Origin of the sequence: Geodermatophilus arenarius (genome assembly GCF_042654585.1) — a bacterium.
In the GTDB taxonomy this organism is placed as follows: Bacteria; Actinomycetota; Actinomycetes; order Mycobacteriales; family Geodermatophilaceae; genus Geodermatophilus; species Geodermatophilus arenarius.
This window is the reverse complement of record NZ_JBHSGR010000002.1, coordinates 36,513-58,282: the sequence shown is the minus strand read 5'-3', so window position 1 is coordinate 58,282 and position 21,770 is coordinate 36,513. Positions and strand designations below refer to the sequence as shown.

At 75.3% G+C, this 21,770-nt stretch carries 22 protein-coding genes; 10 read left to right on the top strand and 12 right to left on the bottom strand.

What is annotated here, in order from left to right; translation table 11 throughout:
* The 4 genes from ACFO3M_RS02715 to ACFO3M_RS02700 form a co-directional block, all read right to left on the bottom strand.
* Positions 1 to 774, bottom strand: coding sequence for an ABC transporter ATP-binding protein (locus tag ACFO3M_RS02715; protein ID WP_458166825.1), 774 nt, complete (start codon positions 772 to 774; stop codon positions 1 to 3).
* 189 nt (positions 775 to 963) lie between these two features.
* Complete coding sequence (locus ACFO3M_RS02710) at positions 964 to 1,647, bottom strand: response regulator (protein WP_387986022.1); 684 nt, start codon at positions 1,645 to 1,647, stop codon at positions 964 to 966.
* Positions 1,644 to 2,831 carry a sensor histidine kinase gene (locus tag ACFO3M_RS02705; protein WP_387986021.1) on the bottom strand — a complete coding sequence of 396 codons (1,188 nt, stop codon included), beginning with the start codon at positions 2,829 to 2,831 and terminating at the stop codon, positions 1,644 to 1,646. The genes ACFO3M_RS02710 and ACFO3M_RS02705 overlap by 4 nt, the downstream gene beginning before the upstream one ends.
* A gap of 80 nt (positions 2,832 to 2,911) precedes the next feature.
* Positions 2,912 to 3,418: a MarR family winged helix-turn-helix transcriptional regulator gene (locus ACFO3M_RS02700; RefSeq protein WP_387986018.1), complete on the bottom strand. Its 507-nt coding sequence runs from the start codon at positions 3,416 to 3,418 to the stop codon at positions 2,912 to 2,914.
* Between the two features lie 90 nt (positions 3,419 to 3,508).
* On the opposite strand from ACFO3M_RS02700, the gene ACFO3M_RS02695 reads away from it, so the two are divergent.
* The 5 genes from ACFO3M_RS02695 (at position 3,509) to ACFO3M_RS02675 (ending at position 8,471) form a co-directional block, all read left to right on the top strand.
* Positions 3,509 to 4,072: a YceI family protein gene (locus ACFO3M_RS02695; protein WP_387986016.1), complete on the top strand. Its 564-nt coding sequence runs from the start codon at positions 3,509 to 3,511 to the stop codon at positions 4,070 to 4,072.
* A gap of 176 nt (positions 4,073 to 4,248) precedes the next feature.
* Complete coding sequence (locus ACFO3M_RS02690; protein WP_387986013.1) at positions 4,249 to 4,602, top strand: hypothetical protein; 354 nt, start codon at positions 4,249 to 4,251, stop codon at positions 4,600 to 4,602.
* Positions 4,603 to 4,709: 107 nt separating this feature from the next.
* Complete coding sequence (typA, locus tag ACFO3M_RS02685) at positions 4,710 to 6,599, top strand: translational GTPase TypA (RefSeq protein ID WP_387986011.1); 1,890 nt, start codon at positions 4,710 to 4,712, stop codon at positions 6,597 to 6,599.
* A gap of 204 nt (positions 6,600 to 6,803) precedes the next feature.
* A complete protein-coding gene (locus ACFO3M_RS02680) occupies positions 6,804 to 7,355 on the top strand; it encodes a DUF5994 family protein (RefSeq protein WP_387986009.1) in 552 nt (183 codons plus the stop codon).
* A gap of 138 nt (positions 7,356 to 7,493) precedes the next feature.
* A complete protein-coding gene (locus ACFO3M_RS02675) occupies positions 7,494 to 8,471 on the top strand; it encodes an NAD-dependent epimerase/dehydratase family protein (protein ID WP_387986006.1) in 978 nt (325 codons plus the stop codon).
* A gap of 57 nt (positions 8,472 to 8,528) precedes the next feature.
* Here the strand turns inward: ACFO3M_RS02675 and ACFO3M_RS02670 are convergent, their stop codons facing one another.
* From ACFO3M_RS02670 to ACFO3M_RS02655, 4 genes are all read right to left on the bottom strand, one after another.
* Entirely contained in the window at positions 8,529 to 9,533 is a 1,005-nt protein-coding gene (locus ACFO3M_RS02670; protein ID WP_387986004.1) for a sulfite exporter TauE/SafE family protein, read from the bottom strand.
* Positions 9,534 to 9,835: 302 nt separating this feature from the next.
* Positions 9,836 to 10,837, bottom strand: coding sequence for an inorganic phosphate transporter (locus tag ACFO3M_RS02665; RefSeq protein WP_387986002.1), 1,002 nt, complete (start codon positions 10,835 to 10,837; stop codon positions 9,836 to 9,838).
* A gap of 6 nt (positions 10,838 to 10,843) precedes the next feature.
* Positions 10,844 to 11,461 (bottom strand): DUF47 domain-containing protein, encoded by a 618-nt coding sequence (locus ACFO3M_RS02660; protein WP_387985999.1) that lies wholly within the window; start codon positions 11,459 to 11,461, stop codon positions 10,844 to 10,846.
* A gap of 107 nt (positions 11,462 to 11,568) precedes the next feature.
* Positions 11,569 to 12,126 (bottom strand): sigma-70 family RNA polymerase sigma factor, encoded by a 558-nt coding sequence (locus ACFO3M_RS02655; RefSeq protein WP_387985996.1) that lies wholly within the window; start codon positions 12,124 to 12,126, stop codon positions 11,569 to 11,571.
* Between the two features lie 68 nt (positions 12,127 to 12,194).
* Between ACFO3M_RS02655 and ACFO3M_RS02650 the strand changes: the two genes are divergently transcribed.
* The 5 genes from ACFO3M_RS02650 to ACFO3M_RS02630 are packed head-to-tail and all read left to right on the top strand — an operon-like array spanning position 12,195 to position 17,181.
* Positions 12,195 to 12,839 carry a zf-HC2 domain-containing protein gene (locus tag ACFO3M_RS02650; protein WP_387985993.1) on the top strand — a complete coding sequence of 215 codons (645 nt, stop codon included), beginning with the start codon at positions 12,195 to 12,197 and terminating at the stop codon, positions 12,837 to 12,839.
* Positions 12,836 to 14,641 carry a copper resistance CopC/CopD family protein gene (locus ACFO3M_RS02645; protein WP_387985991.1) on the top strand — a complete coding sequence of 602 codons (1,806 nt, stop codon included), beginning with the start codon at positions 12,836 to 12,838 and terminating at the stop codon, positions 14,639 to 14,641. The genes ACFO3M_RS02650 and ACFO3M_RS02645 overlap by 4 nt, the downstream gene beginning before the upstream one ends.
* Positions 14,642 to 14,672: 31 nt before the next feature.
* Positions 14,673 to 15,407 carry a YcnI family protein gene (locus ACFO3M_RS02640; RefSeq protein ID WP_387985988.1) on the top strand — a complete coding sequence of 245 codons (735 nt, stop codon included), beginning with the start codon at positions 14,673 to 14,675 and terminating at the stop codon, positions 15,405 to 15,407.
* Complete coding sequence (locus ACFO3M_RS02635) at positions 15,404 to 16,087, top strand: SCO family protein (RefSeq protein ID WP_387985985.1); 684 nt, start codon at positions 15,404 to 15,406, stop codon at positions 16,085 to 16,087. Before ACFO3M_RS02640 ends, ACFO3M_RS02635 begins: the two co-directional genes overlap by 4 nt.
* Positions 16,084 to 17,181, top strand: coding sequence for a hypothetical protein (locus ACFO3M_RS02630; protein ID WP_387985983.1), 1,098 nt, complete (start codon positions 16,084 to 16,086; stop codon positions 17,179 to 17,181). Before ACFO3M_RS02635 ends, ACFO3M_RS02630 begins: the two co-directional genes overlap by 4 nt.
* A 27-nt stretch (positions 17,182 to 17,208) precedes the next feature.
* Here ACFO3M_RS02630 and ACFO3M_RS02625 read toward each other — a convergent pair whose 3' ends face one another.
* The 4 genes from ACFO3M_RS02625 to ACFO3M_RS02610 are packed head-to-tail and all read right to left on the bottom strand — an operon-like array spanning position 17,209 to position 21,467.
* Positions 17,209 to 18,027, bottom strand: a complete 819-nt coding sequence (locus ACFO3M_RS02625; RefSeq protein ID WP_387985980.1) for a phosphocholine cytidylyltransferase family protein — start codon at positions 18,025 to 18,027, stop codon at positions 17,209 to 17,211.
* The gene (locus ACFO3M_RS02620) at positions 18,014 to 19,141 is read right to left on the bottom strand and encodes a CDP-glycerol glycerophosphotransferase family protein (protein ID WP_387985977.1); all 1,128 of its coding nucleotides are present in this window, start codon (positions 19,139 to 19,141) and stop codon (positions 18,014 to 18,016) included. The genes ACFO3M_RS02625 and ACFO3M_RS02620 overlap by 14 nt, the downstream gene beginning before the upstream one ends.
* Positions 19,138 to 19,917: an HAD family hydrolase gene (locus ACFO3M_RS02615; RefSeq protein WP_387985974.1), complete on the bottom strand. Its 780-nt coding sequence runs from the start codon at positions 19,915 to 19,917 to the stop codon at positions 19,138 to 19,140. Before ACFO3M_RS02615 ends, ACFO3M_RS02620 begins: the two co-directional genes overlap by 4 nt.
* Positions 19,914 to 21,467, bottom strand: a complete 1,554-nt coding sequence (locus tag ACFO3M_RS02610) for a mannitol dehydrogenase family protein (RefSeq protein WP_387985971.1) — start codon at positions 21,465 to 21,467, stop codon at positions 19,914 to 19,916. Before ACFO3M_RS02610 ends, ACFO3M_RS02615 begins: the two co-directional genes overlap by 4 nt.
* Positions 21,468 to 21,770 lie beyond the last annotated feature (303 nt).

The window sequence follows — 21,770 nt, the reverse complement described above, 5'->3', positions numbered from 1 at the left end:
TCAGCCCCCGAGCCCGCGCAGCGCCTCGAGCACCGACGCGGCGGTGGGCCGCTCGACCTCCCCGGCGAGCCGCCCGTCGGCCAGCAGCACGACCCGGTCGGCGTAGGAGGCCGCGGTCGGGTCGTGGGTGACCATGACGACGGTCTGCCCGGTCTCGCGGACGCTGCTGCGCAGCAGGTCGAGCACCTCCGCGCCGGCGCGGGAGTCGAGGTTGCCGGTCGGCTCGTCGGCGAACACGACGTCGGGGCGGGGGAGCAGCGCCCGGGCGATGGCCACCCGCTGTTGCTGGCCGCCGGACAGCTCCGAGGGCCGGTGCCGCAGCCGCTCGCGCAGGCCGAGGCGGGCCATCACGGCGTCGAACCAGGCCGGGTCGGGACGGCGGCCGGCCAGCTGCATCGGCAGCACGACGTTCTCGCGCGCGTCGAGCACCGGCAGCAGGTTGAACGCCTGGAAGACGAAGCCGATCCGCTCGCGGCGCAGCCGGGTCAGCTCGTCGTCGCGCAGCCGGGTCAGCTCGGTGTCGCCGAGGAAGACCCGTCCCGAGGTGGCGGTGTCCAGGCCGGCCAGGCAGTGCATGAGCGTGGACTTGCCCGACCCGGACGGCCCCATGATCGCGGTGAACTCCCCGCGGCCGAAGGCGACGTCGACGCCGGCCAGCGCGCGCACGGCCGTCTCGCCGGTGCCGTGCACCTTGGTCAGGCCGGTGGCGCGCACGGCGGCGGACGACACCGACGCCGGCGGCTCGCCGGGGACGGTCATGACGGGGACGGACACGGGAGACCTCCGCGGATCGCTTCTGGGACGACGACGACCCTCGCGGCCGCGGCCGTCCTCCCGCGTCGGAGCGGAGGGCGGTTCCCGCCGTCGCGCCGCTGCGTCCGTGGGCGGACCCCGGCGTCATCCCCCGGTCGTACGCGCACCTCCGCGGAGGTGCCCCGTGCGGTTCCGCGGAGGTGCCCGGCCTCAGGCGTCGCGGAGCAGGTCGGCAGGGGAGACCAGCCCGGTCCGGTAGGCGAGGACGACGGCCTGCACGCGGTCGCGCGAGCCGGTCTTCGCCAGCACCCGCCCGACGTGCGTCTTCACCGTCGCCTCGCTGACGAACAGCCGCTGCGCGATCTCGGTGTTGGTGGCGCCGAGCGCCATCTGCACGAGCACCTCGCGCTCGCGCGGGGTCAGCTCGGCCAGCTCGGTCGCCGGCGCGGGCGCCGACCCGGCCCCGCGCAGCATCGGCGCCACGTGCCGCAGCAGCCGGCGGGTGGAGCTGGCCGCGATCACCGAGTCGCCGGCGTGCACGGTGCGGACGGCGGCGAGCATCTCCTCCGGCGGCGCGTCCTTGAGCAGGAAGCCGCTGGCCCCGGCGCCGATCGCGGACACCACGTACTCGTCGAGGTCGAAGGTGGTCAGCACGACCACGCGCGGGGCCTCGGGCAGCGCGGTCACCTGCCGGGTGGCCTCGATGCCGTCGGTGCCGGGCATGCGGACGTCCATCAGCACGACGTCGGCCCGGGTGGACCGCAGCAGGTCGACGGCCGCGGCGCCGTCGCCGGCCTCCCCGACGACGGTCAGGTCGGGCTGGGAGTCGATGACCATCCGGAACCCGGCGCGGACCATCTGCTGGTCGTCGACCAGCACAACCCGGACGGTCACCGCGCGCCGCCCAGCGGCAGGACCGCGTGCACCCGCCAGCCGCCACCCGCGCGGGGGCCGGCCTCCAGCCGCCCGCGGTGCAGCTGGGCCCGCTCGTGCATGCCGCGCAGCCCCTGGCCGTGCCCGTCCCCCTCGGCCAGGGCCGCCGCCGCGCCGCGGCCGTCGTCGAGCACCGACAGCTCGAGGGAGTCCGGGCGCCAGTGCAGCCGCACCCACGCCCGGCCGCTGGGCCCGGCGTGCTTGAGCACGTTGGTCAGCGACTCCTGCACGATCCGGTAGGCGGCCAGCTGCGGGCCGGCCGCCATGGGCCGCGGCTCGCCCTCCACCAGCAGGTCGACGTCGAGCCCGCTGGCCCGGACGTCGTCGACGAGGGCCGGGACGGCGGTGACGTCGGGCTGCGGGGCGTACTGCTCGGCAGCGCCGTCGCGCAGGACGCCGAGCAGGGCGCGCATGTCGGTCAGCGCCTGCCGGCCGGTGGCGGCGATCGCCTCCAGCGCGCCGGTGGCCACCTCCGGATCGGTCCTCCCGGCGTAGCGGCCGCCGTCGGCCTGCGCGATGACCACCGACAGGGAGTGCGCGACGACGTCGTGCATCTCGCGGGCGATCCGGGCCCGCTCGGCGGTGGCGGCCAGCCGCATCTCCTGGTCGCGCTCGATCTCCAGCAGCCGGGCGCGCTCGGCCAGGCCGGCGAGCTCACCGAGCCGGGAGCGGCGCACCCGGCCCAGGGCCCAGGCCGCGACGACGGACACGCTGACCGAGCCGGCGCTGACCACCAGGGAGTCGGGCAGGTCCGAGGAGTACCAGCGCAGCGCCACGAGGACGGCGCCGGTGAACCCGAGGACCAGCCCCGCCCGCGAGGCCCACGGCGGCGCGTAGGCGGCCAGCGCGTAGACCATCAGCAGCGCGGAGACGTTGGCGGCGAGGAAGTCGGTGCCCGCGACCAGCTCGAGCAGCCCCACGGCGGTGACGGCGGCGGCCGCGGGGACCGGGGCGCGACGGCGCCAGGCCAGCGGGGCGACCAGCAGCACGCCGAGGACGGACGCGACGCCCTCGGACGGCCAGTACGCCCGCGCGGGCGCGACGACGGTGACCAGCCCGACGAGTGCGGCGAGCGCGGCGTCGACCTCGAAGGGGTGCGCGCGCAGCCGCGCCACCAGGCGCTCGAGGAGGGGCCGCTCGTCCATCGCGCCGAATCTAGGCAGCGCGGCGCGCGCCGTCGTCCACCCGGGGGAGGACCCGCCCGTCGGACCGGGGGCGGAGGTGCTCAGTCCTCGTTCAGGTGGCGCAGCAGCGTCTCGCCGATGTCCCGCATCGCCGCGACCTGCTCGGGGGTGAGCTGGTCGAACAGGTGGGTGCGCACGCCCTCGACGTGGATCGGCGCGGCGCCCTCCAGGGCGGCGAAGCCCTCGTCGGTGAGGACGGCGAGCAGCCCGCGCCCGTCCTCGGCGCAGACCTGACGGCGCACCCAGCCGCGCTCCTCGAGCCGGGACACCGCGTGCGACAGCCGGCTGCGGGAGGACAGGCAGCGGTCGGCCAGCTCGCTCATCCGCATCTGCCGGCCGGGCGTCTCCGACAGCTGCACGAGGATCTCGTAGTAGGTGTGCGGGATGCCGGTGGCCCGCGTGAGCTCGCGGTCGAGCCGGTCGTTGAGCAGCTGGGTGCTGTAGAGCCAGGCCCGCCAGGCCTTCTGCTCCTCGGCGTCGAGCCAGCGTGGCTCCCCGGCGGGCGGGCCGGCGGCAGCCCCCGCTCCGGGTGACACCTGCGTCGTCATGTCCCTCAGGGTACTGGCGGAATAGTCAAGCGCTCAACTACGCTGTGGACCGCGGAAGCTCAAACGCTCAACCACCGAGAGGTCCCTCCCATGACCAGCACCACCGCCGTCCAGATCCCCGGCTACGTCGCCGGCACCTGGGACATCGACGCCACCCACTCCACCGTCGGCTTCTCCGTCCGCCACATGATGGTGAGCAAGGTCCGCGGCTACTTCACGGAGTTCTCCGGCGAGATCGTCACCGCCGAGGACCCGGCCGCCTCCTCGGTGACCGCCACCATCGACATGGACTCGATCGACACCCGCCAGGAGCAGCGCGACGCGCACATCCGCTCCGCCGACTTCTTCGACGTGGGCAACCACACCGTCATGACCTTCCGCTCGACCGGCGTCGTCGCCGACGGCGAGGACTGGACCGTCCAGGGCGACCTGACCATCAAGGGCATCACCAAGCCGGTCACGCTGGCCCTCGAGCTCAACGGCTTCGGTCCCGACGCCTACGGCGGCTACCGCGCCGGCTTCAGCGCCAAGACCTCCATCTCCCGCAAGGCCTTCGGCGTCGACATCGACATGCCGATGGACGGCGGCGGCGTCGTCGTCGGCGACAAGATCGACGTCGAGCTCGAGATCGAGGCCGTGCTCCGCACCGCCTGATCCGCTCCCGAGGGCCCCGGACGCGCAGCGCGCGTCCGGGGCCCTCGCGCGTCCGGACCCACCTCCGCGCGTCCTGGCTCACCTCCGCGCGTCCTGGCTCACCTCCCACGGTCGGCCAGGACGCCGCACGATCAGCCCACCTGATCGTGCGGTGCCCCTCCGGGGACACTGGGGGCATGACGACGTCCGTGCTGACCCGCGCCCGCACCCGGCTGTCCTCCGCCGTCCTCGTCGCCGTCGGGCTGGCGGCCGGATTCGGCGTCGCGCAGGGCACCGGCGTCCGGGCACTGGGCGGGGCGGTGTTCCTCGCCGGCGGGCTCGGCGCGGCCTGGCTGTGGGTGCAGCGCCGCGGCGTGGCGGTCGCCCTCGGGCTCGGCGCGCTCTACGTCGGCGCGTTCGTCCTGGCGCACGTGCTGGCCCTCGGCGCCGGGTTGCCGGCCTGGCTGGCGGTGAGTCTGGTCACGATCGCCGCCGCAGGGGTGACGTACGCGGTGGCGGACCGGCCGCAGGCGGAGGTCCCCGGGCGCTGAGCCCCTAAGCTGGGTGGGAAGGTCGCGACCCCGGCGGCCGTTGTACGGAGCACCGCGAGCGCTGCCGCCGCGGGATCCCCCTGACTCTCCCCGAGGTGCCCTTCCGCATGCCCACCCGCGACGACCTGCGCAACGTGGCGATCATCGCCCACGTCGACCACGGCAAGACCACCCTGGTCGACGCCCTCCTCCGCCAGGCCGGTGCGCTCGGCCGCGCCAAGGGCGAGGGGACCGACGCCGACACGACGCAGGACCGCGTCATGGACTCGATGGACCTCGAGCGCGAGCGCGGCATCACCATCCTGGCCAAGAACACCGCCATCCGCCTGGCCGACGAGAACGGCAACCCGGTGACGGTGAACATCGTCGACACCCCCGGCCACGCCGACTTCGGCGGCGAGGTCGAGCGCGGCCTGTCGATGGTCGACGGCGTCGTGCTGCTCGTGGACTCCTCCGAGGGCCCGCTGCCGCAGACCCGCTTCGTGCTCCGCAAGGCGCTCGGCAAGGGGATGCCGGTGATCCTGGTGGTCAACAAGACCGACCGGTCCGACGCGCGCATCGCCGAGGTCGTCGACGAGACCTACGAGCTGTTCATGGAGCTGCTCGAGGACAACGGCCTGGACACCGACGCCCTCGAGTTCCCGATCGTCTACTGCAACGGCAAGGAGGGGCGGGCGTCGCTCACCCGGCCCGCCGACGGCACCAGCCCCGACAGCCCCGACCTCGCGCCGCTGGTCACGACGCTGCTGGAGACCATCCCGGCGCCGACCTACGACGCCGAGGAGCCGCTGCGCGCGCAGGTCACCAACCTCGACGCCTCGCCCTACCTCGGCCGGCTGGCGCTGCTGCGCATCCACTCCGGCACGATGAAGAACGGCCAGACCGTCGCCTGGTGCCGCACCGACGGCAGTGTCAAGAACGTCAAGATCACCGAGCTGCTGGTCACCGAGGGCCTCACCCGCACCCCGGCCGACAGCGCCGGCCCCGGCGACCTCGTCGCCATCGCCGGCATCGAGGACGTCATGATCGGCGACACCCTCGCCGACCCGAACGACCCGCGGCCGCTGCCGCCCCTCACCGTCGACGAGCCGTCGATCTCGATCACCATCGGCATCAACACCTCGCCGATCTCGGGCAGGAGCGGCAAGAAGCTCACCGCCCGGCTGATCAAGAACCGCCTCGACCAGGAGCTGGTCGGCAACGTCTCGGTGCGCATGCTGCCCACCGAGCGCCCCGACACCTGGGAGATGCAGGGCCGCGGCGAGCTGGCGCTGGCCATCCTCGTCGAGCAGCTGCGCCGCGAGGAGTTCGAGCTCACCGTCGGCCGCCCGCAGGTGGTCACCAAGGAGATCGACGGCAAACTCCACGAGCCGGTCGAGCGGGTCACCATCGACACCCCGGGCGAGTACGTCGGGACGCTGACCCAGGCGCTGGCCTCCCGTCGCGGGCGCATGGAGAACCTGGTGCACCACGACACCGGCTGGGCGCGGATGGAGTACGTCGTCCCCTCGCGCGGCCTCATCGGGTTCCGCACCGAGTTCCTCACCGAGACCCGCGGCACCGGCGTCCTCAACCACAACCTCGAGGGCTACGAGCCGTGGATGGGTGACATGCGCGCCCGCCCGACCGGCTCGCTGGTGGCCGACCGGCAGGGCGTGGCGACGTCGTACGCGATGTTCTCGCTGCAGGAGCGCGGCCAGATGATGGTCACCCCGGGCACCGAGGTGTACGAGGGCATGATCGTCGGGGAGAACTCCCGGCCCGACGACATGGACGTCAACATCACCAAGGAGAAGAAGCTCACCAACATGCGGTCCTCGACCGCGGAGGAGCTCGAGCGCCTGGTGCCGCCGAAGGTCCTCAACCTCGAGCAGGCGCTGGAGTTCTGTGCCGAGGACGAGTGCGTCGAGGTGACGCCGGCCGCCGTCCGCGTGCGGAAGGTCATCCTCGACCAGAACGAGCGCGGCAAGGCGAAGAACCGCAAGCCCAAGGCGTGAGCCACCCGTGCACTCCCGCGGGGGTGCACGCCTCGCCGAGCCCCCGTCCGGTCCGCCGGACGGGGGCTCCTGCGCGTCTGCGCGGAAGTGCCCGCGGGCTGCCGTCACCGGATCGTGACCGGCGGTGATGACCGGCCGTCCGGGCGCGACAGGCCCGGCCGCGGCGCGCGGGGATCCCGCGGCGCGCCGACCTACCGTCGCCCGGTGGGCCCGGACGCGGGCCTGCAGCACGCTGAGCGGGAGGCGGGACTGCTGATGACGACGACGGAGGCGACGGGGACCACGGGGGGCTTCCGTGGCGGCATCGACGTCCGCGTGAGCCTGCGGGCCGACGCCGGGTCGGGGGAGAACGCCTTCGACGGGGCCTGGTTCCCGCGCGGTCGCGACCTCGCCGTCGAGGTGCCCGAGCTGATCGCCGCGCTCGACCGCCGCGGCGTGCGGGTCGAGCGGTTCACCTACGCGCTGGACTCGTGGCTGCCGGCGCCGCGCAAGGTCGTCGTCGACGGCCGGGTGGTGCGCACCGGCGGGTTCCGCAGCATGGACCCCGGCGTCGTGTGCCTGAGCTGGGCCGGCGGCAACCGGCGCGCGGACCTGCTGGTCGTCCCGCCGGAGACCGACGTCATCACCGGCGTGCGCGCGCTGCGGCTGTGCACCCGGCGGGGCCTGCCGCGGTCGCCGCAGATGGTGCTCGCCGCGGCCCGCTCCCAGCCGCTGCCGCAGGTGCCCGACCTCCCGGTGGTCACCCGGGCGGTCTAGGAGGGCCCCGTCCTCCCCGCCCTCCGCACGCTCGGGGCGGGACCCGGGACGGGGCCGTCCGAGTCGAGGACGCCCGGGTCCTTGCGCCGTCCGCGAACCGGGTGGACGGCGGGGGAGCGGCTCCGCTGGGGTGGGCCCGTGCGACTCCTCGTCCTCGGCGGCACCCACTTCCTCGGCCGGCACGTGGCGACGGCGGCCCTCGACCGCGGCCACGAGGTCGCCGCGTTCAGCCGCGGCGTCACCGGCGCGCCGCCCGACGGCGTCCGCCCGCTGCGCGGCGACCGCGACGACCCCGCCGCCCTCCCGCGCGCCCTGGACGGCTGGACGCCGGAGGTCGTCGTCGACACCTCCTGCCAGACCCGCCCGGCCGCCGACCACGCCGCGGCCGCCCTGGCCGGCGTGCGGGCGTACGCGTTCGTCAGCAGCCTCAACGCCTACTCGACCTGGCCGCCGGGCCCGGTCCGCGGCGAGGACGGCCCCACCTGGGACACCCCCGACGACGACTACGGCCCGAACAAGGCGTACGCGGAACGGGTGCTGGGCGCGGCGCTGCCCGGGCGGTTCCTCACCGCCCGCGCGGGCCTGATCCTCGGTCCGCACGACAACGTCCGCCGGCTGCCGTGGTGGCTGCAGCGGATCGCCCGCGGCGGCCGCGTCGTCGTCCCCGACGCGCTGGAGCAGCCGATCGCGCTGGTCGACGTCCGCGACCTGGCCGGCTGGCTGGTCGAGATGGCCGCGCGCGGGCAGGCCGGTCCCGTCAACGCCACCGGCCCGGCCGGGATGACGACCCTGGGCGGGCTGCTGGAGACGTGCCGGGAGGTCACCGGCAGCGACGCGGAGCTCGTCCCGGTGCCGGAGGAGGACCTGCTGGCCGCCGGCGTGGAGCCCTGGCTGCACCTGCCGTTCTGGCTGCCCCGGGAGACGGCGGCGACGGCGTGGGACGTCGACACGGCCCGCGCGCGGGCGCTGGGGCTGCCCAGCCGGCCGGTCCGCGACACCGTCGCCGACACCTGGGCCTGGCTGCGGCAGGACCCCGAGCGGCTGCCCACGCCGCACGGCCTGCCCGAGCCCGGCCTCCCCGGGGAGCTCGAGGCGACGCTGCTGGCCGGCCGCTGAGACGACGGGAGGCCCCCGCCCGGCGGTTGCCGGACGGGGCCTCCTGCACGGCGTTGCCTAGTCCCGCGGGTCGGCGGGGCGGCCGGCGCGGAGGCTGCGCTCGAGGTCCGCGACGTCCGCCGCGTCCGGGGAGTGCAGGTGCTCGTCCTCGGCCAGGCGGGCGGCCTCGGCGGCGAGGGCGTCGGCCGACTCCTGCGCGCGGTCCTTGCGGTACTGGAGGAAGGAGTGCGCGACGGCGGCGGCCCAGACCAGGTAGATGACCGCGTAGACCGAGTAGCGGACCGGGTCGGAGGCGTCGATCCAGTCGCTGCGCAGCAGCGTGCGGGTGTTGGTCAGGACGATCATGCCGCCGACCAGGGAGCCGAGCAGCCGCGGCGGCACGTGACGCACCAGCCACGCGGCGATCGGCGCGGCCACCAGGCCGCCGGCGAGCAGGCCCAGGGCCCACACGAAGTCGATGCCCTGCGACCCGAGTGCGAGGAGGAAGCCCAGGCTGGCGGCCAGCGCGACGAGGAACTCGGAGGTGTCGATCGAGCCGATGACCTTCCGCGGCTCCATGCGGCCGCTGGCGAGTAGCGCCGGCGTCCCGACCGGGCCCCAGCCGCCGCCGCCGGTGGCGTCGACGAAGCCGGCCACCAGGCCGAGCGGGGCCAGGAAGCGCTTGCGCACCGGCCTGCCGATGTTGCGGCGGTCGACGCCCCGCAGGGTGAAGCGGACGAGCAGGTAGACGCCGAGCGCCAGCAGGATGAGCGACATCACCGGGGCGGCGACCTCGGTGGAGAGGCTGGAGAGGACGTGTGCGCCGGCGAAGGCACCGACGGCGCCGGGGACGCCGACCTTGGCCACGACCTTCCAGTCGACGTTGCCGAACTTCCAGTGGGCGACGCCCGACATCAGGCTGGTGCCGATCTCGGCGAAGTGCACGGTCGCCGAGGCGGCGGCGGGGTTGGTGCCGAAGGCCAGCAGCAACGTCGTCGAGGTGACGCCGTAGGCCATGCCCAGGCTGCCGTCGACGAGCTGGGCGCCCAGCCCGGCGAGGGCGAGCACGATGAGGGTCTTCACGGGGGTGGGGGCTCCTGTCCGGCTGGGAGGCGGGCCGCGGGCGCGCGTCAGGGCGCGACTCGGCGCGGGTCGTGCGAGGGGGAGGGGCGCCCCGCAGGGCGCGGGCGTCAGCGGCCCGGACAGGTGGCCGTGCAGACGCGCAGCAGGTCGACGTGGATCCGCCCCACCAGGAGCACCGCCGTCGCTGCCACGGGGTCTATGTCTACCAGATCGATCGGGATATGCCAGCGGGGGGTCGGCGAGACGGAGGTCACCCCGCGAGCGCCCCGCGGGGTGACCCTTCGATCAGGGGAGCGGCGGCGTCAGCCGACGACGAGGCCGGTGAGGAGGTACGCCAGCGCGGCCACCGCCCCGGCGGCCGGCAGGGTGACGATCCACGCGACGACGATGTTGCCGGCCACGCCCCAGCGGACCGCCGACAGCCGCCGCGTCGACCCGACGCCCATGATCGACGTCGTCGTGATGTGCGTGGTCGAGACCGGCACGGCGAAGACCGTCGCCGTCGTCACCATGACGCCGGAGGCCACGGTCTGGGCGGCGAAGCCGCCGGCCGGGGTGAGCTGGATGATCCGCCGGCCCAGGGTGCGCATGATGCGGAAGCCGCCCGCGTAGGTGCCCGCGCTGATGGCGAGTGCCGCGGCGAGCACGACCCACAGCGGCACCTCGAAGTCGTCGATCTCGCCGGCGGTGAACAGCGCCAGCGTGATGATCCCCATCGTCTTCTGGGCGTCCTGCAGGCCGTGGCCGAGGGCCATGGTGGCGGAGCTGACGATCTGCGCGTAGCGGAAGCCGCGGTTGGCGCGGGTGACGTTGGCCCGCCGGAAGGTCCACAGGATGGCGAGCATGAACAGGTAGCCGAGGCCGAAGCCGACCAGCGGCGACACGACCATCGGGATGACGACCTTGTCGACGACGCCCAGCCACTGGACGTCGTGGGCCGCGGCGATCGCGGCGCCCACCAGGCCGCCGATCAGCGCGTGCGAGGACGACGAGGGCAACCCGAAGTACCAGGTGACGAGGTTCCACACGATCGCGCCGACCAGCGCGGCGAAGACGATCTCCAGCCCGCCGGTCCCGGTCGGTGCCTCGATGATCCCGGCGCCGACGGTCTTGGCGACCTCGGTGGACAGCAGGGCGCCGACCAGGTTCATCACCGCCGCCAGCGCCAGCGCCACCCGCGGCGTCAGCGCCTTGGTGGAGACGGCGACGGCGATGGCGTTGGCGGCGTCGTGGAACCCGTTGGTGTAGTCGAACGCCAGGGCGACGACGACGATGACGACCAGCGCGACGAAGGCCGCGTCCATCGACGCTCAGGACTCCTTGACCGCGATGGACTCGACGACGTTGGCCACCTTCTCGAACGCGTCGGCGGCCTCCTCGAGCTGGTCGGCCACCTCCTTGAGCCGGAGGACCTCCAGCGCCTCGAACTCGCCGCTGTAGAGCCGGGACAGCAGCCGCCGGTACAGCTTGTCGGCCTCGTTCTCGATGCGGTTGACCTCGATCCAGTAGTCGGGGAGGCCCTTCATCGTCTGCAGCCGCGGCATCGCCTCGGCGGTGGTCTCCGCGGCGCGCTGCAGCAGCGCCGTCTGCTGGCTCATCTCCGCCGGCAGGGTGCCCAGCCCGGTGAGGACGACGAGGTCGGCGGCGGCCTCCACGTAGTCCATGACGTCGTCGAGGTGGCTGGCCAGGCTGTAGATGTCCTCGCGGTCGAACGGCGTCACGAAGCTGGAGTTCAGCTGCCGGAAGATCGCGTGCGTCGACTGGTCACCGGCGTGCTCGAGGTCACGCAGCCGGTCGGCGAGCTCCCTGCGGCGGGCGTGGTCGTGGATGAACTCGCCCAGGACGTCGGTGGCCGCCACCAGGTTCTGCGCGGAGTCGCTGAACAGGGTGTAGAAGCTCTGGTCCTTGGGGGTCAGGCTGAAGGGCACGAAGGGGCTCCGGATCGGCGGGGTTCGGGAGGGCGCCCGCCGCGGATGAGCGGTCGCACGGCCGTCGGGCAGCATAGGTACCCGTTCACGCGCGGTTCAGCGCAGGTTCACCCGCGGGCCGCGTCCGGCCCCTCCAGCGCGCCCCCGCCGAGCGCCTCGACCAGGTCGGCGCGGGCCCGGGCGACCCGCGAGCGGATCGTGCCCACCGGGCAACCGGCCACCTCGGCGGCCTCGGCGTAGGAGAGCCCGAGCAGCTGGGTCAGCGCGAAGGCCTCCCGGCGGTCGGGGTCCAGCCGGGCCAGCAGGTCGGTGACGGCGGCGCCCTCGCCCACCCGGTCGGCGTCGTCGCCGCGGCCGAGGGCCTCCAGGTCGGTGTCGTCGCGGACCAGGGTCAGCCGACGGCGGCGCCGCGAGCGGACGGCGTCGGCGCAGACCCGCCGGGCGATCGCCAGCAGCCACGTCCGCAGCGAGGAGCGGCCCTCGAAGCGGTGCAGCGTGGCGAAGGCGCGGGCGTAGGTCTCCTGGGTCAGGTCGTCGGCGGAGTCCCGGTCGCCGAGCGCGGCGCACAGCCGCCAGACGTCGGACTGGGTGGACCGCACGAGGGTGGCCGCGGCGAGGGGGTCGCCGTCGACGGCGGCCGCCGCGACCCGCTCGAGCTCGTCCACGTGTTCCCTCCGTCACATCCGGGCCGGTCCCGGGAACCGGACGGGCCCTCCGTGACGACTACGACGACATGCAGTGTGCCCCCTTCCGCGAGGCGGTCTCCGCGCGACTCGACGGCGAGCCGCTCGGCGTGCCCGCCGCCGACCTCGACCGCCACCTCGCCGCGTGCCCCGCGTGCGCCGGGTGGGCCGACGCAGCGGAGGCGGTGACCCGCCGGGCGCGGCTGGCCCCCGCGCCACCGGTGCCCGACCTCACCGCCGCCGTCGTGGGCGAGGTGGCGCGGCAGCTGTTCGGCACCGCGGCCGCCGCGCGCGCCCGGCTGGTGCGGTCGGCGCTGCGGCTGGACCTGCTGGCCGTGGGCGTGGCGCAGGCCGGCCTGGCGTGGCCGGCGCTGTCCGGCGGCACCGCGGCGATGAGCGCGCCGGTGCACGTGGCGCACGAGACCGGCGCGTGGAACCTCGCCGTCGCGGCCGCCTTCCTCGCCGTCGCCGCCGCGCCCCGGCTGGCCGCGGGTGCGCTGCCGTTCCTCGCCACCTTCACCGTCCTGCTGACCGTCACCACGGTGCGCGACCTGCAGGCCGGGCACGTGCACGCCGACCGCGCCGCCGCGCACCTGCTGCTGCTCGCCGGCGTCGTGCTCATCGCCGTGGTCGCCTGGCGGCAGCGGCCGCGACGGGCGGCCGCGCCCGCGGCGGCCCGGCGGGTGGTCGCGTGAGCACCGCCGTCCCGGCACGCCGCTCGCCGCGGCCGGCCCTGCTGCTGCTCGTGCTGCTCGCCGGCTGGCTCGGCCTCGGCGTGGCCACCGCCGGCCCCGCCGCCGCGCACGCCGAGCTGGTCTCCACCGACCCGGGGGAGGGTGCCCGCCTCGACGCGGCGCCCGGCCAGGTCACCCTGCGCTTCACCGAGGGCGTGTCCCTCGGGGCCGGCTACGCCCGCGTCCTCGGCGACGACGGCGAGCGCGTGGACACCGGCGCCGCGTCGGTGCAGGACGACACTGTCACCGTCCCGCTGCGCGGCGACCTGCCCGACGCCAGCTACGTCGTCACCTACCGGGTGATCTCCGCGGACTCGCACCCGGTCAGCGGGGCCTACGCCTTCGTCGTCGGCGACGGCGAGCTCGCCGACGCCGGGGCGGTCGCCACCGACCCCGACGCCGACCCGTTCGTCGCCACCGCGCTGCCGGCCGCGCGCGCCCTCGGGTTCGCCGGGGAGGCCGTGGGCCTGGGCGTCCCGGCGTTCCTGCTGCTGTGCTGGCCGGCCGGCTGGGCCTCGCGGCGGATGCGGCGGCTGACCACGGCCGGGCTGGCGACGGTCGCCGGGGCCGCGGTGCTCACCTTCCTGCTGCAGGGCCCGTACGCGGGCGGGGTGGGGCTCGGGTCGCTGCTCGACCCGGCGCTGCTGTCCACCACCGGCTCCTCGGCCTACGGACTGACCACGCTCGGCCGCGGCGCGCTCGCGCTGCTGCTCGCCGCGCTGCTGGTGCCGCTGTGGCGCCGCGCGGCCGCGCCGCAGCCGCCGGAGACGGTGGGCGTGGCCGTCCTCGGCGCCGGCGTCGTCCTCACCACCGCGGCGGTCGGGCACCCGGTGGCCGGCAGCGTCCCGGTGCTCGCCACCGCCGTCACCGCGGTGCACGTCGCGGCCATGGCCCTGTGGCTGGGCGGGCTGGCCGCGCTGCTGGCCGGCCTGGTGCGGCCCGGCGTCGAGGCCGGGGAGCTGGCCGCGGCGCTGCCGCGCTGGTCGCGGATCGCCTCCGGCTCGGTGGCCGCGCTGGTGGTCACCGGCGTCGTCCAGTCGGTGCGCGAGGTCGGCTCGCCGGCCGCGCTGGTCTCCACCACCTACGGCTGGATCCTGCTGGCCAAGCTCGCGCTGGTCCTGCTGCTGCTGGCCGCCGCCGGCGTCTCGCGGGTGTGGGTGCAGCAGCACCTCGGCCTCACCCGCCCGCGGCCGGGCTGCCGCCGCCGGGTGACCGCGCACGCCGTCGCCGCCACCGGCGCCGGCGCCGAGGAGCCGGCCGTCGCCGAGGCCGCCCGCGCCCGCGCCGCGGTGCAGGCCCGCGGCGCCGTCGAGGACGTCGCGCCGCTGCGCCGCACGGTCCTGGTCGAGGCCGCCGTCGCCGCCGCCGTGCTGGTGCTGTCCGCGATGCTGGTGGGCACCCCGCCGGCCCGCGCGACGGCCGCCCAGCCGGTCGACGTCACCCTGCCGCTGCAGTCGTCGGCGGGGGAGTCCGGCAGCGTCCAGCTGTCGATCGACCCGGCCCGTCCGGGCGCCAACACGCTGCACCTCTACCTGTTCGACGACGACGGCCGGCTGGCCCAGCCGGCCGACCTGCGCGTGACGCTCACCGAGCCCGAGCAGGAGATCGGCCCGCTCGACGTCGACCTCGAGCCCGCCGGCCCCGGCCACTGGGTGGCCGACGGGATGTCGATCCCGGGCGCCGGCACCTGGACCGTCGCCGTCAGCGTCCGGCTCGGCGAGTTCACCGCCACCACCGCGAGCACCGAGTTCCCGGTGCGCTGAGACCCCTCCCCGGATCGACAGAAGGAGAACCGTGTCCCTCATCCTGCGACCGCTGGCCCGTGCCGGTGTCGTCCTGGCCGCCGTGCTGACCGCCCTGGTCGCGTCCGTCGTGGTCGCCGCCACCGCGTCGGCGCACGTGACGGTCTCGTCGGCCGACGCCGCCGCCGGCGGCTACGGGAAGCTGACCTTCCGGGTGCCCAACGAGAGCGACACCGCGAGCACCGTCTCGGTGCGCATCTCGATCCCGGAGGACGAGGCGCTGGCCTCGCTGCGGACGATGCCGGTGCCGGGCTGGTCGGTCGTCACGACCTCCGCCGAGCTCTCCTCGCCGGCCGACGACCACGGGACGGAGATCACCAGCTACGTGTCGGTGGTCGAGTTCCGCGCCGACGCCGGCGGCGGGATCGCGCCCGGCCAGTTCCAGGAGTTCTCGCTGTCCGGCGGCCCGTTCCCGGACGCCGACACGCTGTCGTTCCCCACGGTGCAGACCTACAGCGACGGCACCGAGTCGGCGTGGATCGAGCCGACCGTCGAGGGCCAGGAGGAGCCGGCGAACCCGGCGCCGACCCTGACGCTGACCGCCGCCTCGTCCGGGGACGGCGCGGCCACCGACACCGCGGCCGCCACGGACGAGCACGCCCACGACGCCGAGGTGAGCAACGCGCCGGCCGGGCTGGCGCTGTTCCTCGCCATCCTGGCGCTGGCCGTCGGGGTCGCGGGCGTCGCCCTCGGGTACCGCGCCGGCCGACGTACCGTGTCCTCGTGACCGCTTTCGGACGCGGCCGGAGCGCCGCGCTGCTCCTCGCCGCCGGCCTGGCGCTGTCCGCCTGCGGCTCCGACGACGGGGACCAGGCGGCGGCCGCCGAGGGCCACTCCCACGCCGACGGGGACCACTCCGGCGGCTCCCTCGCCACGGTGGAGGGGCCCGACGACACCTACGCCGGCCTCGACCTGCCCGACCCCTACCAGCGGCCCGCGTTCACCCTGACCGACCAGACCGGCGCGTCCTACGACTTCGCGTCCGTCACGGCGGGGCGCCCGACGCTGCTGTTCTTCGGCTACACGAACTGCCCCGACATCTGCCCGACGACGATGGCCGACGTCGCCCTCGCCCTGCGCGACACCGACCCGGCGCTGGCCGAGCAGGTGCAGGTGGTGTTCGTGACCACCGACCCGGCCACCGACACCCCGCAGGTGCTGGGGGAGTACCTGGACCGGTTCGACGCCGACCTGTCCACGCAGTTCGTCGGGCTGACCGGCGACCAGGACGCGATCGACCAGGCGCAGCTGTCGGCCGGCGTGCCGCTGGCCGAGGAGGACGGCCGGCTGCACAGCTCGCTGCTGCTGCTCTACGGCGCCGACGACCAGGCGCACGTCGCGTTCGACGCCGGCAACACCGCGCGGGACATCGCCGGCGACCTGGCCCTGGTCGCCGACGGCGCGTGAGCGGCGCCGTGCAGCGGGGCCGGGCCGCCGGCGCGCGGCTGCTGGTCGTCCTGGTCGGCGTGCTGGCCACGCTGGCCCTCGCCGGGCCGGCGCAGGCGCACGTCGGCGGGGAGGTCGCCGGCAGCGACTTCGACGGCCGGGTCACCTCGGTGCAGCCGCCGGTGCCCGGGGTGAGCGTCCGGGTGCTGGAGTTCGGGGACTCCCTGGAGCTGGTGAACACCACCGGCACCGAGGTGGCCGTGCCGGGCTACTCCGACGAGCCCTACCTGCGGATCGGTCCGGACGGCGTCTGGCGCAACGCGCACAGCCCGGCCACCTACATCAACCTCGACCGCTTCGGCCGGGTCACCCTGCCCGCGGACGCCGACCCGCGGGCCGAGCCGGAGTGGGTGCGCGTCTCCACCGAGCCTCAGTACACCTGGCACGACCACCGCACGCACTGGATGACCGAGGGACAGCTGCCGCCGGCGGTCGCGGCCGACCCCGACCAGGCGCAGACGGTGTTCGCCTGGACCGTCCCGATGCGGCACGGCGACACCGCGCTGACCGTGCGCGGGGTGCTCACCTGGAGCCCGCCGCCGCCGACGGCGCTCACCTGGGGGCTGCACCTCGCGCTGGCCGCCGCCGTCGCGGCCGCCGGCCTGCTGGCCCGGTCGCCGCGGCCGCTGGGCTGGGCGCTGGCCCCGGCCGGCGCCGCCGCGCTCTGGCACGCGGCGAGCACGCCCGAGCCCCCGGTGACGGTGTCCTCGCACGCGGCGGCGGTGGTGTCCGCGCTGCTGCCGGCGGTCACCGCGGCGCTGGTGGCGGTGCTCGGCCGGGTCGCCGCCCGGCGCGGCCGCGGGGTCGTGGCCGGGCTGTGCGCGGTCGTGCTCGGCTGGCTGCTGCTGGTGCAGGGCCTGCCCGACGTCGACGTGCTGTGGAGCGCGCACGTCGCCACCGGCGGCCCGGAGCTGCTGGCCCGGGTGGCGGTCGCCGTGCTCGTGGCCGGTGGTGCCGGTCTCGTCGTCGGCGGGCTGGCCGCCGCCCGGCGCTTCCGCGACCCGGAGCGGGCCCGCCCGCAGGACCCCGCCCCGCAGCCCCAGCCGGTCGCCTGACCGGCCGGGGCCCGGGGGCCGTTCCGGCTAGGCGGTCCCGTCCGGCACCGGGTGCAGGTGCGGGCGCGCACCGGAGAGCATCTCGTTGGCCCGGTCCAGGTCGGCCTCGAAGTCGACCTCGACGGCGGCCCACCGCGAGATGTCCACCGGCCGGAAGCGCACGCCGGCCTCGATGATCGCCGTCTCCATGCCGCGCTCGAAGTAGTCCTGGTCGCCGCAGCCGTCGAGGTGCTCGACCAGCACGGCCTTGTCGGCCGAGGAGACGTAGTTGATGCCCACGGCCTCGCCCAGGCCGCCCTTCACCGTCTTGGACAGCTCGGCGATGTAACCCTCCCCGTCGAGGGTGTACTTGACCTCCTCGTCGGCGACGGTGGAGGTGTCGACGCACACGAAGCTCTCGTCGGCCTGCAGCGCGGGCAGCACTGCCTCCAGCACGGCGGCGTCGAAGACGACGTCGCCGTTGAGCCACAGCACGCCGCCCTCGCGGGTGGTGCGCAGGCCGCGCAGCAGGCTCTTGGAGGTGTTGGTCCGCGCGAAGTGCGGGTTGTAGGCGAAGCGCAGGTCGGGCGCGGCCTGCATGAGCAGCTCGCACTGGAACCCGACGACGGCGGTGACGTCGACGGCGGGGCCGAAGACCTGCGCGAGCGTGTCCAGCTGGCGGTGCAGGATGCTGCGGCCGTCCACCAGCGGGGTCAGCGGCTTGGGCAGCGGGCGCCCCAGCCGGGTGCCCATCCCGGCGGCCAGGATGACCACCTGCGGCGGGAAGGGCTGCGTGCGGGCGGCCGGCCGGACTGCTCCGGTCCTGCGGCCGGGCACTCGGGTCTGCACGAGGTCAGCGATGCGCACTGTCGTCCCCTCCTCGGGTCGGGTCAGCCGCGCCGGCGGGGCCGCCGGGCGGGAAGAACAGGTCGAGGACGCGCCCGGTGGCGTTGCCGTCCTCCAGGGCGGTGTAGGTCTCGCGGAAGGACCGGTAGCGGTCGGCGTGCTCCGCGGTGACGGCGTCCAGGTCGGCGAGCGCGTCGACCAGCTCACCGCTGGTCGTCACGATCGGCCCCGGCGCGACCTCCTCGAGGTCCACGTAGAAGCCGCGCAGCCGGTCGCGGTACTCGTCGAGGTCGTAGGGGAACAGCAGGATCGGCTTCCCGGTGACCGCGAAGTCGAACATCGTCGACGAGTAGTCGGTGACCAGCACGTCGGCGGCCAGGTACAGGTCGCGGATGTCCGGATACGACGACACGTCCTGCACCGGCATCCCGTCGATCGACTCGAGCCGGTCGGAGACCATGTTGTGCAGCCGCAGCAGCAGCACGTGGTCCTTGCCGAGCCGGTCGGTGAAGTCCGCGAGGTCGACCGGGAAGTCGAAGTCGCGCTCCCCGGTGCCCTCGAAGACCAGGTCGTCGCGCCAGGTGGGCGTGTAGAGGACGACGCGGGCGTCGTCGTCGATCCCGAGCCCGGCCCGCACCCGCGCGCGCACCGCGTCCCGCTCGGGGCTGGAGAGCAGGTCGTTGCGGGGGTAGCCGGTCTCGTGCACCGGCCCGCGGAAGCCGAAGGCCTGGCGGAACCGGCCGGTGCTGTAGGGGTTGGGGGAGAGCATCGCGTCCCAGCGGGCGATGTCGTGCTCCAGGTAGGCCAGCCGGCCCTCCGGCGCCCAGAGGACGTCGTTGTGGATCCGCTTGAGCGGGGTGCCGTGCCAGGTCTGCAGGTAGAAGGCGTCCGGGCGCTTCTCCCAGTCCAGCGGCACGTGGTCGTTGGACACGACGACGTCGGCGGCCTCGAGCGCGGCGATGCTCTCCGGGCTGCCGAACGGGACGGTCTCGACGTCGGCCGGGAAGGCGGACTCGGCGACCGGCGCGGTCAGCCACGTGTGCGTGACGTCGTCGCCGCGCGCCACCAGCGCCTCGTAGACGGCGCGCGGGCTGTCGGAGAACAGGCCGCGGAAGCTGGTGTAGACGATCCTCATCGACCACCTCCGGTCAGGACGGGCAGCAGCAGGTCGGCGAGCTCCTGCCAGGACGAGACGACGGCGAGCACGCCGGCCTCCCACAGCGCGGCCTCGCGCTCGGCGCGCTCGGCGGGCTGGACGAACAGCAGGTTCCCCACCGTGGGACAACCCGCGCGGACCGCGGAGAGTGCCCCCGGGACGGAGTCCTCCACGGCGAGGCCCTGCCCGGGGGCGATCCCCAGGCGCTCGCAGGCGTACAGGTACACCGCCGGGTCGGGCTTGCTCGTGGGCACCGGCAGCGAGTCCTCGGCGCTGAACCGGGCCGACGGCGGGATCAGCGCGTCCAGGTCCGTGGCGGTGAAGCAGGCGGCGAGCCGGGCCAGCGCGCTGGAGCTCACCGCGGCCAGTCGCAGGTGCGGGGCGAGCGCGGTGAGGGCGGCGTTCGTCGGCCCGTGCGGGCGCAGGTGCTCGCCCAGGTAGGCGGTGACCGCGCGCTTCTCCTCGGCCACCCACGGCTCGACGTCGACCTCGGGGCGGCCGGCCTCGGCGGCCAGCCGGCGCGACGTCGTCCGGAAGTTCATCCCGGTGGTGGCCAGGCGCAGCTCCTCCGGGGTGTACCGGCGCGCGTCGCCGAGCTCGGCGAGGAAGCGGTTGGTGACCTCGGCGGAGGCGACGAAGGCCGGCTCCTCGGAGGGGAACAGGTTGCCGTCGGCGTCGCACAGCAGCGCGGTCAGGCCCGCGACGACGTCGCGGGGGAGGACCGCGGCCGCCCCGCCGGTGCGGGGCGCGCTCACCGGGCGCTCGCGGCGGTGGCGGCGGCGACGGTCTCGCGGACGCCGTCGCACCGGAGCCGGCGCACGGCGTCGGCGAGTTCGTCGGGGAACCCGGGGACCGAGCCGAGGTCGCCGAAGACCGGCTCGTCGGTCAGCAGCAGGCGCGGGTCGTCGCCGCCGGCGCGGGCCAGGGCCTGCAGGTGCGGCCCGCGGTCGTCCTCGATCGGCAGCGACCGGCCGTGTTCGTCGACCTGCTGCAGGTAGCGGACCCAGCCGGCGAGGGCCAGGGTCAGCAGCGCGTGCGGGCGGTCCTCGGCCAGGGCCTGGCGCAGAGACGGCAGCAGGTGGTGCGGCAGCTTGGTGGACCCGCGGCGGCACAGCCGGGACAGCCGGTCGGCGATGGCCGGGTTGGCGAAGCGCTGCAGCAGCGTGGCCTTGTACTCGTCGAGGTCGATGCCCTCCGGCACGGGGATCAGCGGGGTGACCTCGTCGTCCATGAGCCGGGCGGCGTACGCGGCGAACACCGGGTCGCCCATGAGCACGTCGATCCGCTCGTGCCCGGCCAGCGTGCCGAGGTAGCCGAGCGCGGAGTGGCTGGCGTTGAGCAGCCGGGTCTTCATCAGCTCGTGGTCGGTGACGTCGCGGACGAACCGGACGCCGACCGCGTCCAGCGGCGGGCGGCCGTTGCAGAAGGAGTCCTCGATCACCCACTGGGAGAACGGCTCGGTGACGACCGGCCAGCGGTCGTCGATCCCGTGCCGGCGGGCGAGCGCCTCGCGCTCCTCGGGCGTCGTCTGCGGGGTGATCCGGTCGACCATGCTGCTGGGGAAGGCGACGCGGTCGGTGATCCACCGGGCGAGGACCTCGTCGCGCAGCGCGGCGAACCCGGTGACGGCGGTGCGGGTGGCGTCGCCGTTGCGGTGCAGGTTGTCGCAGGAGACGACGGTGAACGGCGCCGTGCCGGCCCGGCGGCGGCGGTCGAGGGCCTCGACGAGGAAGCCGAAGACGGTGCGCGGGGCGCCGGGGTGCGCGAGGTCGTGCCGGACGTCGTCGTCGGGGGCGAAGACGCCGGTGGTGGGGTCGAGCAGGTACCCGGCGCCGGTGATCGTCATGGTGACCACGCGGGTGCGCGGGTCGCTGAGCCGGTCGAGGACCGCGTCCGGGGCGTCGGGGGCGAACAGGTAGTCGGTGAGGACGCCGACCACCCGGGCGCGCTCGCCGTCGGGGCTGCGCTCGACCACGGTGTAGAGGTTGTCCTGCGGCGCGAGGGCCTCCCGCAGCCGCCGGGCGCGCAGGCCGACGCCCACGACGCCCCACTCCGCGGAGATCCGCTGCTGGGCGACCTCGTCGAAGTAGATGAGCTGGTGGGCGCGGGAGAACCCGCCGACGCTCAGGTGCACGACCGACGGGATCAGCGCCGCCCGGTCGTAGGTGGGGACGGTGAGCCGGGCCCCGTGCTGCTCGAGCGTCGCCGCGGTCAGCGGCCGGACGCGGCCGACGGGGAGTGCCGTCGGCTGCGCGGCCGTGCCGGCCCGCGGGAGGTGCCGCGGGAAGCGCTCGGGCTGTGCCATCGAGGCATCGGTCCTTCCTGTCGGTGCTCGGCCGGCGCACGACCGGCCGCCCCCGCGCGCGGCACGGGACGATCATGGGACCACGCCGGCCGATCCGGGTGCACCTCCAGGGGCGGAGGGTCGCGGTGAAGCCGTCGTGCGGTGCGTCGCGCCGGTGGGTCGCGACACTGCCCGCGGAGTGTGCTCACGCGGGCACCTGGCGTGGGGGCGTCGGCCCGGCGGTCTCGTCGGACCGGCGCGGGCTGCTCCACGCCGGATGAGGTCATGTCCCCCGGAGGACCACGGCGTAAACACAGCAGCCGC

What these genes read in the sequence shown, in the direction of transcription:
- ACFO3M_RS02700 (WP_387986018.1), bottom strand. Translation starts at nt 3,418, where the DNA reads ATGACGACGCAGGTGTCACCCGGAGCGGGGGCTGCCGCCGGCCCGCCC.
- ACFO3M_RS02610 (WP_387985971.1), bottom strand. Translation starts at nt 21,467, where the DNA reads ATGGCACAGCCCGAGCGCTTCCCGCGGCACCTCCCGCGGGCCGGCACG.
- ACFO3M_RS02665 (WP_387986002.1), bottom strand. Translation starts at nt 10,837, where the DNA reads ATGGACGCGGCCTTCGTCGCGCTGGTCGTCATCGTCGTCGTCGCCCTG.
- ACFO3M_RS02695 (WP_387986016.1), top strand. Translation starts at nt 3,509, where the DNA reads ATGACCAGCACCACCGCCGTCCAGATCCCCGGCTACGTCGCCGGCACC.
- ACFO3M_RS02705 (WP_387986021.1), bottom strand. Translation starts at nt 2,831, where the DNA reads ATGGACGAGCGGCCCCTCCTCGAGCGCCTGGTGGCGCGGCTGCGCGCG.
- ACFO3M_RS02620 (WP_387985977.1), bottom strand. Translation starts at nt 19,141, where the DNA reads ATGAGGATCGTCTACACCAGCTTCCGCGGCCTGTTCTCCGACAGCCCG.
- ACFO3M_RS02650 (WP_387985993.1), top strand. Translation starts at nt 12,195, where the DNA reads ATGCAGTGTGCCCCCTTCCGCGAGGCGGTCTCCGCGCGACTCGACGGC.
- ACFO3M_RS02690 (WP_387986013.1), top strand. Translation starts at nt 4,249, where the DNA reads ATGACGACGTCCGTGCTGACCCGCGCCCGCACCCGGCTGTCCTCCGCC.
- typA (WP_387986011.1), top strand. Translation starts at nt 4,710, where the DNA reads ATGCCCACCCGCGACGACCTGCGCAACGTGGCGATCATCGCCCACGTC.